The organism is Emergencia timonensis, assembly GCF_900086585.1.
GTDB classification, from domain to species: Bacteria; Bacillota; Clostridia; order Peptostreptococcales; family Anaerovoracaceae; genus Senimuribacter; species Senimuribacter timonensis.
Map to the genome: position 1 here is coordinate 980315 of NZ_FLKM01000008.1, position 16473 is coordinate 996787.

A 16473-nucleotide genomic window follows, 5' to 3' on the forward strand; every position below is an offset into this window, starting at 1 on the left:
ATGGCAGAATATATCTTAGTAATCAATCCTGGTTCTACCTCCACGAAGGTTGCAATCTACGATGGAGAAAAAGCGCTTGATGTCACCTCCATCGACCATCCGGCAGAAGATCTGAAAGGGTTTAAGGAAATCAACGATCAGCTGGACTTTCGTAAGGCTGCAGTGCTGGATTATCTGAAAGAGCAGAATTTGACACTTACTGATCTGGCGGCCATTGCTGCAAGAGGCGGTATCGTGGGGCAGCTTGACAGCGGCGCTTATCTGATAGACGAAGTCTTTGCAGAAGCTTCCCGAACTTCTACGATTCCCCATCCGGCCAATCTCTCTCCGATCATCGCCTATGAGTTGGCAGAGCAGGCTGGAACAGGCATTCACGGATATGTCTACGATGCGGTCTGCGGGTGCGGTGTGCCCGATCCGATTTTTACCTATACAGGCGTGCCGGAGATTAAGAAGCCCTTCCTAACCCACGTGCTCAACAGCCGTGCGGTCAGCATCGAACAGGCGAGGAGAGACGGCGTCAATCTGGAAGATACGACTTACATCGTCTGCCACCTGGGCGGCGGCGTTACCTCTAATCTGATCAAAGGCGGCAAGGTTGTGGAATTTGTCGGTGACGACGAAGGCGGATTTTCCCCTGAACGTTCCGGCGGTGTGCCGTGCAGAGAACTGGTCAAATTCTGTTTTCGGAGTGGCTTGACAGAAAAAGAAGTGCAGAAGAAGCTGAAAGGGCAGGGTGGCCTCATCGCGTATCTGGGCGTCAATGATCTCAGAGAGGCTGAGAAATTAGCGGAATCGGATCCGCAGGCAAAAACTATCATCGACGCCATGATCATGCAGCTCTCGACGGATATCGGTTCGCTTGCCCCGATCGTCTGTGGCAAGGTGGACAAAATCATCCTGACCGGCGGCATGGCGCACTCTGATTATCTGACGAAAGAGATGAAAAAGCGAGTAGCTTTTATCGCTCCCGTCAAAGTGATCCCGGGCACTTTCGAAATGGAAGCCCTGGCGAAAGGCATTCACAGAGTCATCACAGGCCAGGAAAAAGCGCATATATTAGAGTGATAATTGTTTTTTCATTTATCGCAGTTGAACCAGAGCTGACGCTAAAGACGCGGCTCTGGTTTTTTGTCATGACGGGCATGTTTTTCTTGGGTATCCGCATGGCAAATGCATGAAGTCCTAAAATATCCCCTCCCCTTCGCTTTAAATCCGGCAAAAGTGCCTGAAACGAGCAATTTTAGGTGCATTTATGGCAGATTTCAGCTTTCAGCAGTCTCTTCCGGGAACAAAATAGCTCAAATTTGACTAAATAAAGCTTAAAAACATCTTTTTATACAGAAGATGCCTACTATATATGATTCCGGTCCATTCGCTTTTTTTACTTTTTATGGTTAATCAGCCAAAAACAGGCTTATATTTCTCAAAAAAGTGCCTGAATTGACCAAAAAACAAGCATTTATGGCGGATTACTCGGTTCAGGTACATTTATCTTATCTTTTATTCAAGCGCTTGCCGTATGGGTACCAGCCGTCGCCTTGACTGAGGCTGCGCCAGGTGCTATATTGAGAGGAGCACTAGGAGGTGACACCATGCAGTTACAGCAATTGGAATATTTCGTCAAAGTAGCAGAACTGGGCAGTCTGAACAAAGCGGCAGAGGTGTTTTATGTGACACAGCCGGCGCTGAGCAAGGCGATTCAGAACCTGGAGCAGGAAATTGGCGCTGAAGTGCTGCGCAGAACCAACAAAGGAGTGTCCATGACCGAAGACGGAAAAAAGCTCTACGAATATGCCAAGGTCATCCTGTCACATGTGGATTTAATTAGAGATATCAAGGGCAAAGATGCACTGCAGACTTTGGCAGTGGCATCCTATCCACTGATTTCCATGTCACGTATCATCGCCGACTTCTATAACCGTCAATCGGACCGGAACGTGACTATCAGACTGAAAGAGGACAGGCTGATGCAGGTCATTGATCACGTGTACGAGGGGAGGGATGAAATCGGTTTTTTGCTGATCAATAACTCCCAGCTGCGGGAAGTAAAGAACACGCTGAAATTTAAGGGATTGTCATTAGAAATCCTCGGACACGACACCTGGTATGCAAATGTGGGCGAACATAGTCCCTTGTACGACAAAGAACTGGTCACCATGGAGGAGCTGATTCAGTATCCTATCGTCAGGCTTCATGACGACCACTATTCCAATCTAACCAATTATCTGCGCATTGATGGGATTTTGCTCCGGGACAGCCGGAAACACATTTATGTCAGCGATAATGCCGGACTAGTAAACGTGATGCGTCATACAGACGCTTACCGCTTCGGACCGGGTCTGAGCAACCGGGACTTTGCGGATCTCGGCATCAGAAGTATTCCAATCCGAAACTGTGATGTAGATGTGGTGGTGGGCTGGATTAAAAAGAAGTCAGCCGCGTTGAGCTTTATTGGGGAAGAATTTGTACATCTTCTGGAGGAGTGGACAGAGACAGAACTTGAAAGAAAATAGAAAATGAGATGCTGCCGGGTGCAGATGGTGATCGATACCATTTGTACCCGGTTTTTGATTTATGATTCGACTTGCAGATGAGCGGGGGATTGGCTGGAGGCTGTGACAGATTCCGTTTGCTATAAAAATAAGTTATTACTCAGGTCGGAAAAAAGTGAATTATACAAGTTGATAGAAAATTGATAAAATTCAATTAAACAATGACGAGGCGCCCAAAGTCATGTAAAGGAAAGGATCGATACGATATGAAAGAAATTTTTATAAAGATCAATGAATACATCGAGCAGCACCGCCGGGAGATGATTGACTTATGGGAGGAACTTGTGAACATCGACAGCGGTACTGACAATGCTGCCGGTGTCATGGAAGTCTGTACCCTCTTGCGGAAACGGATGAGTGCCGCGGACATGCAGACGAAGGTCATCGAGAGCGGGCCGGCGGGGCCGGTTTTGGTCGGCGAATGGAATAAGGAAGCGGATACTGCACCCATCGTCCTCATCGGCCACATGGATACTGTTTTTTCTGACGGCACAGCAAGAGAAAATCCGTTCCGTATTGACGAGGAAGGCCATGCCCACGGACCAGGTGTACTGGACATGAAGGCAGGACTGGTCATTGCAATCTATGCAGTCAAAGCGCTGCAGGCTGTGGGCTACGACAAGCATCCTATAAAGTGCATATTTGCCGGAGATGAAGAAAAAATCCATTCGCTGTCCAACGCCAAAGTGATTCTGACAGAGGAGATAAAAGGCGCGGCAGCAGCTTTTAACTTTGAAACTGGCTATATGGATGACGGTCTGGTAGTAGGCAGAAAAGGCGGCGGAATGGCGGTTTTGACGGTACACGGCGTGGCAGCCCACTCTGGTATTGCACCTGAAAAAGGGAGAAGTGCGATCCTGGAGATGTCTCACAAGATCGTGGAGCTGGAAGGCAAAAATGATCTGGAGCGGGGAAAGCTCATCAACTGCGGCGAAATCACTGGAGGTACCAATTCTAACACTATCCCGGGAGAGTGCCAGGTGGTCATCGCCTTCCGCTTCCCATCAGTAGCAATACGTGATGAAATCGTTGCAGATATTCAGGCAGCAGCCGACTGGACCCATGTGGAAGGGACGGAGGCAAAGGCTGAGGTCAAAGCGATGATGGAGTGCATGGAAAGCACAGGCAGCGTATTGGAACTGTTTGAGCATGTAAAGCGAACGGCGCAGGAATGCGGATATGGAGACGTCCACGCCTTTACCGTAGGCGGTGTATCTGATTCAGGAATCGCTGTAACAGAAGGCGTACCGGCGGTCTGTGCCATGGGCGTCAAGGGAGAGGGAAATCATACGGCAAAGGAATTTGCTGTCGTAGATTCCCTGTTCAGCAGGACGCTTTTGGCAGCCAGCTCGATTTATACCCTATAAGGAGGAAAGAACAATGGAAGAGAAAAAAGATAAAATAAAGATTGGAATCGGCGCATGGATTGCTTTAATTTTCTTTATCATCATATTATCCGGTGTATTCAGAACCAGCGATACACCACTGAAAATACTGGATTTGACCAACTTAACAGGAACATTTGGACTGATCGGCGATACAGAGAGCAATTTTATGGGAAGCGGGGGAAGCGGCGCCAAAGATGGTTTCATGGCAGGCCTCAATCTGCTGCCAGGCATCATGCTCTTTTGCGGGCTGCTGGGCGTCTTTGAACAGATGAAAGCCTTTGACGCTTCAGAAGTCGTGTTCAGACCGATTCTAAAGCCCCTTCTCGGCATTCCCGGAAGATGCGGCGTCGCTTTTGTCAGCAGCTTTAACGGCTCAGACGTGGCGGCCATCATGACCCGGGACCTCTACGAGGCAGGAGATATCACCGATGACCAGAGAACGATATTTGTATCTTATCAATACGCGGCTTCCGCCTGCATCACCAATACCATCAACTGTGGTGCGCCGATTATCGCTTTTTGTCCCATCGCCCTTGGAGTCATCATCGTCATCGAGTTTGTCTGCAAGCTGATCGGAGCCAACCTGGTTCGTTTGATTCTAAGACTGTCTAACAAGAAGAAAGGAGCGTAAGTCATGAGCGAGAATAAACAATTAACAAAAAAACCGTCCATCATCAGCACGTTCTTAGGGGGCTGCTACAGGGGATTCGAAGTAGGCATCAAAAATATCGTTCCAGCCATGATTTTAGGATATACTTTGGTTTATATCTTACAAGCCACCGGCGTCATGGATTTGCTGGGAAGCGTGCTGTCGCCAGTCATGGGCGTCTTCGGGCTGCCGGGGGAAGCTGTCGCCGTGCTGATTTCAGCCTTCTTTGCCAAAGCGGCAGGCTGCGGCACAGCAGCGACTATGTATGCCAGCGGCATTCTCACCATGGGTCAGGCGACCATGCTGTTTCCAGCCTGTATCCTCATGGGAACCCTCATTGGTCACTATGCCAGAATCGTGCTGGTAGCCGATGCTGATAAGAAATGGCACGGGCTACTCCTCGCCGTACCTCTTTTTGACGCAGTGATTTCACTGTTTATGATGAAAATCATTTTGACCTTTATGGGTATCGAATAGGAGGGATGGACAATGTCAAAACAAATCGCCCTGATCATGCAGCGGGCAGGCATGATTCTCATCGTGACCGTGATGCTGCTGGATCAATTTGTCTTTCAGATTGAAGAGGCTTTTCTTCTGACCTGCGCCATCATTTCGGCGGTACTTCTGGCCGTCTCCATCACCAGGTTAAAATACATAGAAGTAAAGAAAGAATGCCGTCAAGCCGGAAAGTAGACGACAAAACAGAGTATAGGATGCCTCCATATGCTCTGTTTTTATATATAATTCTTGACATACCGCCTACCGTTATATAGAATTTGTTTTAAGCTAGATTAGGAGGTACAGTATTTGAAGAAGTATGCGCTGTTTTTAGTCCTTTTGGCAGGGGTTTCCTGGGGGGCGATAGGGGTCTTCGTCAAAGCGCTCAATAACTATGGAGTTGATTCCATGCAGATTGTAGAAGCGAAGACGATAACCTCTATTTGCGCCATGGGTTTGATTATATTGTTCAGGGACAAAAGGATGTTTCAGTTCAAACTGAAACATAGCTGGACCTTTATTGGTGCTGGTATGGCGGGAGTCATTCTTTCTAATCAACTCTATTATATCACGATAAAAACCACCTCCCTCTCTGTTGCCGCCGTGCTGTTATATACGTCGCTAATTTTTATCATGCTTTTTTCTGCTGTGCTGTTTCAGGAAAAGATCACGAAGATAAAAGTGTTGTCTTTCGTTATGGCGTTCACCGGATGCATGCTGGTCAGCGGGATCTTTGAAAACTCTGCAGTGCTCAATTTTCAAGGAATGGCAATCGGTCTCTGCTCAGGAGTAGGATACGCGCTTTATACTATCTTTTCCAGATATGCCATCAACTATGGTTATCCGTCTTTGACGATACAATTTTATACGTTTGTTATAGCGGCAGTTGTCGGCGTCTTTTTTACAGATTTTGGACAAATAAAAGAAGCGATGGAAGCAGACTGCATTCCAGTCGTCTTGGCTATTTTAGGCGCCGGCTTACTATCTACGACGATACCGAGTCTGGCGTACACAGCGGGCATGCGGTACATGGACAACGGAAAAGCCTCCATTATGGTGTCCATTGACCCAGTAGTCGCAATACTGATTGGCATTGTTTTTTTCAGCGAAAAACCGACCGTCATCTCCGCTCTGGGTATGATCATTTCCATCGGAGCAGTCGTGCAGATCAATAGAACCCAAATCGAGGCTGCCAAACAATCCTGAATTCTTCGTGCGCATGTTAAATTACTAAGATACATAAAGATATTCTGAGGCTTTCATCTGATACTATGTTAGAATGTTTACAATGAATCAAACGGCAGGGAGGAAATCTATGATGACGGGAAAAAACAGGTATGCGGGGGCAATCTTCATTGCGCTTTTCAGTGAGATTTTATTTGGATTGAGCTTTATCTTCATCAAAATGTGCGTCTCTTCAATTTCTATCTTTACCCTGCTGTCCTGGCGCGGCTTGACGGCTTTTGCGGCCATGACGGTTTGTGCGCTTCTGGGCATCATAAAGATTGACTTGAAAGGGAAAAACCTGCGTCCGCTGCTGCTGCTCAGCTTTTTTCAGCCTATCTCCTATTTTGTGATGGAAACCTTGGGCATCCGTCTGACCACAGCCTCAGAAAGCGGCACCATTTTAGCCTGCGTTCCCATCGTGACCATGATTTTCAGCACCATTTTCCTCAAGGACAAACCGACCAAAAGACAAGTCTTTTTTATGATGATGTCCGTAACGGGAGCAGTGATTATCGGCCTATTGGGAGGCTTTCAGGCATCCAGCAATGTGCTGGGGTATCTGTTTATTGTTGGCGCCATGTGCAGTGAGAGCGCTTACGCCATCACCTCGCAGAAGCTGAAAGGCTTTAACAGCGCAGAAAAAACTTATGCCATGGTTGCCAGTGGTGCCGTCGTCTTTACTGGCTGTGCCCTGGTGGAGCATACGATCAAAGGAACCCTGGCCTATTACTTAACGCTGCCTTTTACAGATACCAACTTTTTGATCTGTATTCTCTATCTGAGCTTGGGCTGCAGTGTCGTCGCTTTTTTCTGCGCTAATTATTCCATTTCTATCATCGGTGCGACACGCAGAGCGGCCTTCGCTGGACTAGCCACTGTGACCGCTATTATCGGCGGTGTCTTCTACTTGGGCGAATCCTTTTCAATCGTGCAGGTTATGGCCGCAGTTCTGATACTGGTTGGCGCTTACGGTGTAAATATGAAAAGGAAGTAAGCGTTTTAATTGAAATGTTTTTTGCACGACTAGAAACTGCCATCTCTGCAAATAATAGTAGAGATTTTAGAAGAAAAGGCGGTTTTAATTATGTGGCTTACCATTGCCGTTATCTCGACGCTGTTCATCGGTGTCTCAACTATATTATCCAAAATCGGCATCAAAGATGCGGATGCCTATGTAACTGGCGCAGTGACGAATTCCGTATTATTGTTGGCTTTCGTCGGCACTGCGCTGTTCACCGGTAAATTTGACCAGATTTCAGATATGGGTATGTGGACTTGGATTTCTATTGCCGCCTCTGGCGCAGTGCTATCAATTTCTTGGGTCTTCTACTTTCTCGGCCTCAAAGGCGGCAGCGTCAGCGTATTTCTGGCAATTCAAAGCTTGACTATCGTAGTTTCTATGGTTCTCTGCGCTGTTTTCATCAAAGAAAAAATTACTTTATTCATGATAATCGGAACAGTAATGATTATCACGGGAACGCTGTTAATGATGGACAGAGAAGAACTTTCGGCGTTAAAAAACAAAAAAATATGGCAAAGTGATCAGAGATGGATTCTCTTTGCGGCCATATCCGCTGTCCTAGCCTCTGTCTCTTACGTCATCGTCAAAGCGGACAAAGCGCCTATTGATACGAATGTCACGTCAACTTTTCGTTATATTATTGTGGTTGTGCTCCTCTGGATTATCTTCTTTTCAAAGAAAAAACAGAGCAGTTTCAAAGAAATTGCGCCAAAATGCTGGCTGTTTATCTTATTGGGCGCGGCAGCGTCAGGCGCCGGACATGTTTTAGTTTACAAAGCGCTGTTTCTCGGCAAAGCGGCAGTCATCATGACCATTTACCGCATGGGTATGGTCATATCCATTATTTTGTCGAGGATTTTCCTGCACGAAAAACTGCAGAAAAAAGGCTGGTTCGGCTTTGCACTTTTGGTGGCAGGCGTCGTGCTCTTTGCAGTGGGAAGATAAAAGTATGCAGCGATGAAGTGGATAGGATGAATGTTGTTGTTTTTGTACAGAAAAAGAGAAGTGCCGATTACTATCGTGCACTTCTTTTTTCTTTGTTATTGATAGACATCGCTGCTATTTTGGTAGCATAATCGTAAGGCTTTATACATTGCTGGCGTCGTTTAATTCGAATAAATTGCCTTCTGGATCTCGGAAATAGGTGCAGCGCATACCCCAGCTTTCAATATACTGTGGCTCACCGAGAAACAGTACGCCCGCCTCCTTCAGCCGCAGATAGTCGCCATCCAAGTCTTTTGTAGGAATGACTGCGGCGATTGTGTCGGGCTGCATCCTGGTATTTGGCTGCTCATACCCCTGAAACATCGGCATGGCGTTTCCTGCAAAAATAGCGAAGCAGGGCGACGCTTCACTGCTGACCGCGAAGGAAGTGTAAGGACCGTTCCGATCACCCCAAACTGCAGTCAATCCAATTTTCTCTGTGTAAAAATCAAAGCATTCTCCATAATCTTTCCGCACCAAAATACGAATCGTCGTTTCATCAAATTTCATCTCCATCAATTCCTTTCTGTGTTGCTTAAATTTCTGACTCTATTATAGATTTAAAATTTTGCAATTTCACTGTAAAAATCGGACATCTTATTTCGATATTCTTGTGGCGTAATACCACATACCATCCTAAAGTCCTTTACAAAGTGAGAAACATCATAATAACCTAGTTTCTCACAGATGCGGGCTAACGTATTGGTGCTTTCGTTCAGAAGCTGAATTGATTTGTTGATTCTCACCAACCGTGAGAAGGATTTCATACTCATGCCGAGATATAGATTAAAGAGTCTGTTCAGGTGGCGCGAACTATAGAACGCCTGATTTGACAGTTCTGTCGAAGTTATGATGCCTTCCGTTTGAATGATTGTCTTGACGGTTAGGGAAAGCTCTTCCGGATATTGAAACCGAATACTAGCAACCAGGAATTTCTCAAGAGCTGGCAATAATTCATCCACAGATGAGGTATTAGTGAAAATACGCCGTATTGTCTGATCGAGTAAATCATCTACGGATGAGAACGGCAGAATTTTATCTGTCAGTTCCTTCTGACTAATGTTAGAAAATGGATAGAATCCCGCTGGCTGGAATTCAATAATAAATATGGCGCTGCATGTATTGGCAATATCGCCTACTCTCTGCGGTTTTGTAGTTGGACCAAATAAGAAGCTATGGAGGCCGCTGGTATCTTTAAACAGCACAAGCGTGACACTGCCGTGGGGCATAATGGTATAATTGTCTGAAATACCAGCCTCCCTTGGGAAGGAGATGGTAAAATTAGATAGGAAATTTCTGAGCGGTTCACAAGGTAATAAATAGACGAAACCCTCTCCTTCAATGAGTTTTGTCCTGGATTCAGATATGTCTTTTAGACTTTTTCTGCTGATCATATTCTCTTTTCCTTCAGGATCATAAAAAAGTTGATAATTGTACTTGTCATTCCGCTACTATCTGTGGTAAAATGTATGAGCGAAATGATTTGTTAGCTCAGCTGGGAGAGCGTCTGGGTGACAACCAGAAGGTCGGCGGTTCGAGCCCGCCACAGATCACCACATAGAGTTGAAAACGCAAGACTTTGAGTAAATTCAGTCTTGCGTTTTCTGTTTTTGAAACAGAAACGATCGCTGCGCATCTCCTTCTATCGCCATCTTTGCAGCAGTCTGCCCGTGAATCATGGTCGTATCAAAGAGTGGAATGTCCGTATGCGCCTGCTGCATCAGCAGACCGATTTCTGTGCAGCCAAGAATGACGCCTTCCGCACCCTGTCTTGTCAGGTTATCTGCGATTTGGTAGAACCGCTTTGACGATTCTTCGCGCACGAAACCGAAGCCGGTTTCGTCATAGAGGACATGGTCGATGAATTTCCGCTCTTCAAGGGTCGGAATCATCACCGATAGGCCCTGTTCCGCCAGACGACCTCTGTAAAAATCCTCTTCCATGGTGATACGTGTTCCCATAAGACCGATTTTTTTAATGCCTTTTTCTAAAATCGCCTCTGCGGTGGCGTCTGCAATATGCAGCAGAGGTGTTTTGACTTTACTCTGTAAATAAGGGGCGTGTTTGTGCATGGTATTGGAGCAGATGATATAGAAGTCACAGCCTGCAGCTTCGAGCTGCTTTGCTCCTTCGAGCAGTACCTTTTCCTGCTCATCTTTTCTGGTCACGAAGACCTCCTGTAAATTTACGTTGGCTAAAACCATCTTGGCACAATTGTATTCGCCTAAAGCCTCTGCAATAAAGTTATTGATGTATTCGTACATCTGAAGAGAAGAATGCCAGGACAGACCGCCGATCATTCCGATTGTTTTCATATCACACCTCCGATTACCTATTTTGTTCAGTTTACCCTAGAGAAGAACGCTTGTCAAATGTCGAAGATTGCCAGTTTGAGTCGCTTTTCATTGTCATCTTTAGCAATAAATGGTATGATGAACAGGGAGGTGGGATGGATGAAATTACATAATTCACGTAGGTTATGGGCAGTGCTCGTTATTTTCTTTTTATTTGCCTGCCTTTCAGCTTTCGTAGTGGTACGGATTAACGACTCGCAGCGGGCCAGCAACCTCGAGCACGGACGATACCTGTTAGAAAGTGAAGCCAATAAATTACAATATTCCATAGATTCCAGGCTCCTCAAGCTAGAGATTTTGGAGATGATGGTAATTGAAAAGAAAGGCATGATTCATGACTTTGAAAATACTGCAAAGCGACTCTATGATAGCGATTCCTCTATTCGCAGCATACAGATGGCCCCAAAGGGAGTTGTGAAATATGTCTATCCAGTAAAAGGAAATGAAGAGGCCTTTGGCAACTTGTTCACTGATCCCGGCCGGAAGGAAGAGGCTGAATATGCCAAAGATACTGGAAATATGACGATAGCAGGACCCTTTGAGCTGTATCAGGGAGGTATGGGAGTGGTGGTAAGACGTCCTATTTTTCTGACGCAGAATAACCAGAAATCGTTTTGGGGATTCGCCATTGCCGTAATGGACGTACCGGAGATCTTTGATAAAGCAGGTCTGCAAGAACTGAAGAAAGAAGGATATCTGTATCAGATTTCACGCATAATGGAGGACGGCAGCAAGCAGCTTATTGCTGGCAGCAAAAAAATTACGGCTGAAGATGCAATTGAAATTGGAGTGGATGTGCCGGGCGGGAAATGGAAATTGGCAATCTGCCCAACTGAAGGGTGGATTTCTAATCATTCTCTGGCCATCAAAGCCGTAGTCGCCCTGCTTATCGATATTCTGGCTGCATTGCTGGCCTTTTACTTTGTCACATCAGAGAGACAAAAAAAGGGCTTGGATCTGCTTGCCAACACAGATCCTATGACGAGATTATATAATGAACGTTATCTGACTTCCAAACTGAAGACGCTGATTCATAGGGAAACGCCTTTTGGCCTGTATTATTTGGACTTAAACAAATTTAAAGTAGTTAACGATTCCTATGGTCATGATGTAGGCGATAAACTGCTGATTGCAGTAGCAGAGCGCATTCAAGACAGTATTCGGGATGAGGACTATGCCTGCCGTATCGGAGGTGACGAGTTTGCCGTAATTATCTCCGCAGATTATGAAGACGCAGAGTATGACAGACTGCGCAAAAGCATCAAGAAGGCCGTAGAAGCGCCGTTTGCCGTAGATGAAATCCATCTATATCCAACCGTCAGCTGTGGTTATGCCAGATATCCTCATGATGAGCAGAGTATGGATAGATTGATTAAAATTGCAGACCAGAGAATGTATCGTGAAAAAATGGCCAGCAATAAAGATTGGTGACCAGGCGGAGAGGTTATCAGAGAAAGTTTTCTGCAAAAAAACCAATCTGCTATATCAGACCGTTTGCTGACCGCAGCAGACGGTTTCTTCAAATCAGTGTGTATATTATTACAACAATAATGAAGATGTTGACCGGCTCTGCAGGAAGATTAACCGGCAGTCGGGGTGGGGCCTTCTGCATATCGCAGAAGGCCCCACCCCGACGCGGCTTTACATAAACTTCCTTAAGTATCAAATTTTCAGCATAGAACTGTATAGAGCAAATGGGCGCTGATGCCTGCAAAGAGACCGCCGATAGTATGACAGAGGATGGCGTGCCCGGTCAGATTTCTAAAATGAATGGAATCCATCATGGCTACATGGGTACTCAGATAGCCGCTCCAGCACATGCACATCGCAGTGAAGACAGCAATATCGTTGCCTGTGGCCAGGCCTCCTTCAACCAGCTTTGGCACCAGGCCGATGGCCGCTCCTGCTGCTCCCAGAGCCGTAATCGGAACTGAAATTCCTTCAGCAGAAGTGAAACCGAATAGAGGCGAGAGAATGAATTCCGCTTTTTCTGCCAGCCAGGGCAGAAATCCGATGCCCTCATAAGCTGCGCCAGTAAAAGTGCCGTCGTCAGAAGGACCGTTGGTCAGCATCATGACCACAGTACAGATGATGAGTACGCCGGGGATGATAGAGGCGCCCATGACGACGCCGTTCTTACCGCCTTCCAGCATGGACTCTATAAATCGGCCGCCTACGCTGCCGATTCTGATGACGCGCTCGTCGAGGGAGATACCGCCGCCGATATTTTTTGTCGTGGCGGGAGCTTCTGTCCCATAGAGTTTTTTCGTCTTCAGAAGCATCAGACGCGCACTGATGACGCTGCCGATAATGGCTCCCAGGTTGCCGATCAGGGCTGCCGTCACAAAACTGCCGCCAGAGGGTGTTTTGATGCCGATCATGAAGGTAGTGATAATCATTCCCATGCCGAAAGCTGTACCGATGTTGGTCAGGGCAGGCAGCTGGTACTTCTTGAAATACCGTTTAAAGTTGTCGTCTCCGGCTAAGGTTAGAATCGCCGGGTTATCCGACAGATAAGTAGTGACGACGCCGACCACACTTGCGCCTGGCAGACCGTAAAGCGGCTTCATCAGAGGGGAAAGAATTTTGTTGATGGCGGCTACGACGCCGAATTCCATGAGCAGGCCGCTGACCGCACCGGCCAAAACCGCAATCGCCATGATGTAAAATACGGTATTGATCAAAAGGTCGTAAGCTGTGTTCATCAGCGTATTGACCATGTTGACAGCACCCATCTTCCCTCCGATGGTGCCAAAGATCAGAGCAAAGATACCGAGGAAAATCAAAGCTTCCAGACTCAGTGCCTTTTTCGTAAGGGGACCGCTTTTTTCCTGCGTTGATCCAGATGCAGAATGAGCAGTAGTATTGATAGGGATACCTGTAGTTACCTTTTCCATAAAATCGACCTTTCCATGTTTTGATAGAATCATTGTAGCACCGTAAGTGGCATGAGAAAAGCGAAAGTTTCTCATAACATATATGAGAAAACCAGATTGATAGAGAATGAAACGCGGCGCCACTGCCCTGCAGACAGAAACTGCGTTCTCTTGCATGACAGTTCTCTTGGATGATTAGTCCAAAGAAACTGATCACCGTAAGGAACTGGACATTTTATTCCATTGCAGCTAAAATAAGAGTTAGAAGATACAATCTGGAGGTGAATGTATGAGACCATACGAAAGATTTCTGAATTATGTCATGTTTGACACCATGTCCCTTGAAGGCCAAACCACCGTGCCCAGCACACCGGGACAACGCACGCTGGCGGAGGCCCTAGTCAGTGAACTGAGGGGATTTGGCATTGAAGACGTGCGCCTTGACGACAAAGGGTACATCTACGGCAGCGTGCCGTCCAACATTGAGAAAGAAGTGCCGGTCATCGGCTTTATTGCTCATGTGGATACCTCCGATGCCCATCCGTCCCCGTCAAAAGCGCCCCGCATTATCGAAAACTATGACGGCAGCCAGATTGAGTTGGCGCCTGGCGTCCTGCTAGATTCTGCCAATGACAGCAATCTGCAGAACGCCATCGGCTGTGACATCATCGTCACGGACGGAACCACCTTGTTGGGCGGCGACGACAAGGCCGGCGTAGCCGAAATCATCACTGCACTGGAATATATGGCTGAGCACCAGGATTTTAAACACGGAAAAATCGCATTTTCCTTTACACCGGATGAGGAAATCGGCACCAGCCAGGACAATTTCGATGTCCCTGCATTTGGCGCGGACTTCGCCTATACGGTGGATGGCGCAGACTTTGGCGACATAGAATATGAGAATTTCTACGGCGCCTCTCTGACAGTGGACATCAAAGGTGTTTCAACACACCCAGGTGAAGCAAAAGACAAAATGAAAAATGCCTCTCTGATCGCTATGGAATTTGACGCTTTGCTGCCGCCTTGGGAACGGCCGGAGCACACCCAGGACTATGAAGGGTTTTATCACCTGATGCACATCAGCGGCGACTGCGGGCATTGTCAGATGAACTACATCATCAGAGAGCATGATTACGAGAAATACCAGCAGCGAAAAACAATGGCTCTGCAAGGGGCAGAGATACTTAATCAGAGATATGGAGAAGGCACTGTCAGTGCCGAAGTCAAAGACGGATATCGAAACATGGCAGAGATGGTGCGCCCGCACATGCATCTGATCGACTTTGCAAAGGAGGCCATCGCTCAATGCGGCGTAACCCCTCGCGTTCCAGCTATTCGCGGTGGGACAGACGGTTCGGAGCTTTCTTACAAAGGTGTGCCTTGTCCCAACCTGGGAACCGGGTCCTTTAACCATCATTCTCTGACAGAAGTGGCCAACATCGACCATATGGATCAGTGTACAGAGGTGATTCTAAAAATCATCAGCCGGTATGCGGAATTTGAAGCATAAAGAAGCGGCGTATGAAATCACGTCTTCAGTCGTAAACATAAGTTGTTAAAAGACGACAGCTTCACATGGAAACTGTCGTCTTTTTTGGTTAGGTCGTATTACCTTCCTTTAAAATAAATTCTAAAACCTCAGTAATTTTTTGCTGTTCTTCTTCGCTGAACCGATGAAATACTCTTAGCAGTTCTTCCTCGCGGAGTTTTGCTTCAACGCCGATATCTATGTCATCCCGACTGGCGTTTAGAATGGAGTCGACCGAGACGTGAAACAGCTTTGAATAGTAAAAGAGAACGCGGAGATTTAGTTTGGTACGGTTATTTTCGATATTGCTGATAAAAGCGACGGTGCAGCCCAGGTCTGCGGCTACCTGCTCCTGCGTAAAAGAATGCTCTCTGCGCAGTCTCTTCATCTCCTTTCCAATCTTATAAAAGTCCAGTTCCTCCATAATTTCACCTCCTGCTTTGGAATATACTTATAAATATATTTTAATATAACAAATAGTAGAAAACAATTGGCGCAGTTAGTGTATTACTATATACTTATAAGTATAATTTGTTGCGATCTGGTTTATACAAGCATTGTGCAGAGCGGTGACGAATGGAATACTTAGCAAAAAAAGAGGCGGTTAAAAGAATTGACATACGTTTTTTTCATCCGTATAATGAATTGAGCAGAAAGGCAAGTAGTAAGAGGGAAGGCTTATGAGCCGCGGATGAGCATTTTTCTGCAAACGAGTGGACTTTAGCGCCATGTGAAGCGAAAGGAAAATATGAATGAACAAGAAAAAGAAATTACAAGCAATATATCTGATGATACCGTTTGCAATCGCCGTCATCACCTGTCTCATTGTCAATTATGCAGTGGATCAGCAGTTTACCTGGTCTCTTCTTGTGACAGGCAGCTGTGTTTACGCCTATCTGGCTTTGTTTGCGCTGCTATTGGGCGGCAAACAACGTCTGCTGTGGACCTATGCGGTAATTTGTGTCTTCATTGTGCCCTATCTCTATCTGATAGAATGGACAGCGAATCTGTATTTGCCAGATCCAATCTTTTGGGTGCTTAAATTGGGAGTGCCTCTCAGTGTTATCTGGCTTGTTGCCTGTGGACTGATCGCTTTGATTCGCAGAATAACCCGTGCCAACTTCTGGCTGATCGCAGGCCTCAGCATAGTGGCCTTTTATATATCAGAAAGGCTGACCAATTCCATGGTGGATGGCTTTGTCGGCAGCAACGAATCCTGGCAATTATCCGAACATTTTCCACTCATCTATCTAGGGCCGGCAGCGATCCTGATTTTTGTCGGTTTGACTCTTGCGATGATACGACATACGAAAAAAGCCGCAAGGTGAGGTCGGATTGAACAGTGAAAGAACAGAAGGGTTCTTCTTGTCTTTGAGGCAATGAGAGGCGC

The 16473-nt window shown here is 46.5% G+C and carries 17 protein-coding genes and 1 tRNA gene; 13 read left to right on the forward strand and 5 right to left on the reverse strand.

Annotated elements, in window-relative coordinates; all coding sequences use genetic code 11:
* The 9 genes from buk (at position 1) to BN6539_RS06005 (ending at position 8283) form a co-directional block, all read left to right on the forward strand.
* Complete coding sequence (gene buk / locus BN6539_RS05965; protein WP_067535128.1) at positions 1-1068, forward strand: butyrate kinase; 1068 nt, start codon at positions 1-3, stop codon at positions 1066-1068.
* Positions 1069-1595: 527 nt separating this feature from the next.
* Positions 1596-2516 carry a LysR family transcriptional regulator gene (locus BN6539_RS05970; protein ID WP_067535131.1) on the forward strand — a complete coding sequence of 307 codons (921 nt, stop codon included), beginning with the start codon at positions 1596-1598 and terminating at the stop codon, positions 2514-2516.
* A 245-nt stretch (positions 2517-2761) separates the two neighbouring features.
* Positions 2762-3922 (forward strand): M20/M25/M40 family metallo-hydrolase, encoded by a 1161-nt coding sequence (locus BN6539_RS05975; RefSeq protein WP_067535134.1) that lies wholly within the window; start codon positions 2762-2764, stop codon positions 3920-3922.
* A 13-nt stretch (positions 3923-3935) separates the two neighbouring features.
* Complete coding sequence (locus BN6539_RS05980; protein WP_067535137.1) at positions 3936-4574, forward strand: nucleoside recognition domain-containing protein; 639 nt, start codon at positions 3936-3938, stop codon at positions 4572-4574.
* Between the two features lie 3 nt (positions 4575-4577).
* On the forward strand, positions 4578-5069 hold the full coding sequence (locus BN6539_RS05985; RefSeq protein ID WP_067535141.1) for a nucleoside recognition domain-containing protein: 492 nt from the start codon (positions 4578-4580) through the stop codon (positions 5067-5069).
* 12 nt (positions 5070-5081) lie between these two features.
* Positions 5082-5285, forward strand: coding sequence for a hypothetical protein (locus BN6539_RS05990; protein WP_067535144.1), 204 nt, complete (start codon positions 5082-5084; stop codon positions 5283-5285).
* A 114-nt stretch (positions 5286-5399) separates the two neighbouring features.
* Positions 5400-6296 (forward strand): DMT family transporter, encoded by an 897-nt coding sequence (locus BN6539_RS05995; RefSeq protein WP_067535147.1) that lies wholly within the window; start codon positions 5400-5402, stop codon positions 6294-6296.
* A 109-nt stretch (positions 6297-6405) separates the two neighbouring features.
* Positions 6406-7311, forward strand: a complete 906-nt coding sequence (locus tag BN6539_RS06000) for a DMT family transporter (RefSeq protein WP_182435652.1) — start codon at positions 6406-6408, stop codon at positions 7309-7311.
* A gap of 90 nt (positions 7312-7401) precedes the next feature.
* Entirely contained in the window at positions 7402-8283 is an 882-nt protein-coding gene (locus tag BN6539_RS06005) for an EamA family transporter (protein ID WP_067535150.1), read from the forward strand.
* A 141-nt stretch (positions 8284-8424) separates the two neighbouring features.
* Here BN6539_RS06005 and BN6539_RS06010 read toward each other — a convergent pair whose 3' ends face one another.
* Both BN6539_RS06010 and BN6539_RS06015 read right to left on the reverse strand, forming a co-directional pair.
* Entirely contained in the window at positions 8425-8832 is a 408-nt protein-coding gene (locus BN6539_RS06010; RefSeq protein ID WP_067538117.1) for a VOC family protein, read from the reverse strand.
* 50 nt (positions 8833-8882) lie between these two features.
* On the reverse strand, positions 8883-9716 hold the full coding sequence (locus tag BN6539_RS06015) for a helix-turn-helix domain-containing protein (protein WP_067535153.1): 834 nt from the start codon (positions 9714-9716) through the stop codon (positions 8883-8885).
* An 86-nt stretch (positions 9717-9802) separates the two neighbouring features.
* On the opposite strand from BN6539_RS06015, the gene BN6539_RS06020 reads away from it, so the two are divergent.
* Positions 9803-9878, forward strand: a tRNA-Val gene (locus tag BN6539_RS06020).
* A gap of 33 nt (positions 9879-9911) precedes the next feature.
* Here the strand turns inward: BN6539_RS06020 and BN6539_RS06025 are convergent.
* On the reverse strand, positions 9912-10637 hold the full coding sequence (locus BN6539_RS06025; protein ID WP_067535156.1) for an aspartate/glutamate racemase family protein: 726 nt from the start codon (positions 10635-10637) through the stop codon (positions 9912-9914).
* A gap of 138 nt (positions 10638-10775) precedes the next feature.
* Between BN6539_RS06025 and BN6539_RS06030 the strand changes: the two genes are divergently transcribed.
* Entirely contained in the window at positions 10776-12107 is a 1332-nt protein-coding gene (locus BN6539_RS06030; RefSeq protein WP_067535159.1) for a sensor domain-containing diguanylate cyclase, read from the forward strand.
* A 239-nt stretch (positions 12108-12346) separates the two neighbouring features.
* Here the strand turns inward: BN6539_RS06030 and BN6539_RS06035 are convergent, their stop codons facing one another.
* Positions 12347-13729 carry a CD0519/CD1768 family membrane protein gene (locus tag BN6539_RS06035; protein ID WP_330385058.1) on the reverse strand — a complete coding sequence of 461 codons (1383 nt, stop codon included), beginning with the start codon at positions 13727-13729 and terminating at the stop codon, positions 12347-12349.
* A 112-nt stretch (positions 13730-13841) separates the two neighbouring features.
* Here BN6539_RS06035 and pepT point away from each other — a divergent pair, with 112 nt between their 5' ends.
* A complete protein-coding gene (gene pepT, locus BN6539_RS06040) occupies positions 13842-15065 on the forward strand; it encodes a peptidase T (protein WP_067535162.1) in 1224 nt (407 codons plus the stop codon).
* Positions 15066-15153: 88 nt separating this feature from the next.
* Here pepT and BN6539_RS06045 read toward each other — a convergent pair whose 3' ends face one another.
* Positions 15154-15507, reverse strand: coding sequence for a helix-turn-helix domain-containing protein (locus BN6539_RS06045; protein WP_067535165.1), 354 nt, complete (start codon positions 15505-15507; stop codon positions 15154-15156).
* A gap of 328 nt (positions 15508-15835) precedes the next feature.
* Here BN6539_RS06045 and BN6539_RS06050 point away from each other — a divergent pair, with 328 nt between their 5' ends.
* The gene (locus BN6539_RS06050; RefSeq protein WP_067535168.1) at positions 15836-16411 is read left to right on the forward strand and encodes a hypothetical protein; all 576 of its coding nucleotides are present in this window, start codon (positions 15836-15838) and stop codon (positions 16409-16411) included.
* Positions 16412-16473: the final 62 nt, after the last annotated feature.

Excerpts from the sequence above, each read along its gene's own strand:
- buk (WP_067535128.1), top strand. The coding sequence starts at position 1 with ATGGCAGAATATATCTTAGTAATCAATCCTGGTTCTACCTCCACGAAG.
- BN6539_RS05970 (WP_067535131.1), top strand. The coding sequence starts at position 1,596 with ATGCAGTTACAGCAATTGGAATATTTCGTCAAAGTAGCAGAACTGGGC.
- BN6539_RS05975 (WP_067535134.1), top strand. The coding sequence starts at position 2,762 with ATGAAAGAAATTTTTATAAAGATCAATGAATACATCGAGCAGCACCGC.
- BN6539_RS05980 (WP_067535137.1), top strand. The coding sequence starts at position 3,936 with ATGGAAGAGAAAAAAGATAAAATAAAGATTGGAATCGGCGCATGGATT.
- BN6539_RS05985 (WP_067535141.1), top strand. The coding sequence starts at position 4,578 with ATGAGCGAGAATAAACAATTAACAAAAAAACCGTCCATCATCAGCACG.
- BN6539_RS05990 (WP_067535144.1), top strand. The coding sequence starts at position 5,082 with ATGTCAAAACAAATCGCCCTGATCATGCAGCGGGCAGGCATGATTCTC.
- BN6539_RS06000 (WP_182435652.1), top strand. The coding sequence starts at position 6,406 with ATGATGACGGGAAAAAACAGGTATGCGGGGGCAATCTTCATTGCGCTT.
- BN6539_RS06005 (WP_067535150.1), top strand. The coding sequence starts at position 7,402 with ATGTGGCTTACCATTGCCGTTATCTCGACGCTGTTCATCGGTGTCTCA.
- BN6539_RS06010 (WP_067538117.1), bottom strand. The coding sequence starts at position 8,832 with ATGAAATTTGATGAAACGACGATTCGTATTTTGGTGCGGAAAGATTAT.
- BN6539_RS06015 (WP_067535153.1), bottom strand. The coding sequence starts at position 9,716 with ATGATCAGCAGAAAAAGTCTAAAAGACATATCTGAATCCAGGACAAAA.
- BN6539_RS06025 (WP_067535156.1), bottom strand. The coding sequence starts at position 10,637 with ATGAAAACAATCGGAATGATCGGCGGTCTGTCCTGGCATTCTTCTCTT.
- BN6539_RS06030 (WP_067535159.1), top strand. The coding sequence starts at position 10,776 with ATGAAATTACATAATTCACGTAGGTTATGGGCAGTGCTCGTTATTTTC.
- BN6539_RS06035 (WP_330385058.1), bottom strand. The coding sequence starts at position 13,729 with ATGCAAGAGAACGCAGTTTCTGTCTGCAGGGCAGTGGCGCCGCGTTTC.
- pepT (WP_067535162.1), top strand. The coding sequence starts at position 13,842 with ATGAGACCATACGAAAGATTTCTGAATTATGTCATGTTTGACACCATG.
- BN6539_RS06045 (WP_067535165.1), bottom strand. The coding sequence starts at position 15,507 with ATGGAGGAACTGGACTTTTATAAGATTGGAAAGGAGATGAAGAGACTG.
- BN6539_RS06050 (WP_067535168.1), top strand. The coding sequence starts at position 15,836 with ATGAACAAGAAAAAGAAATTACAAGCAATATATCTGATGATACCGTTT.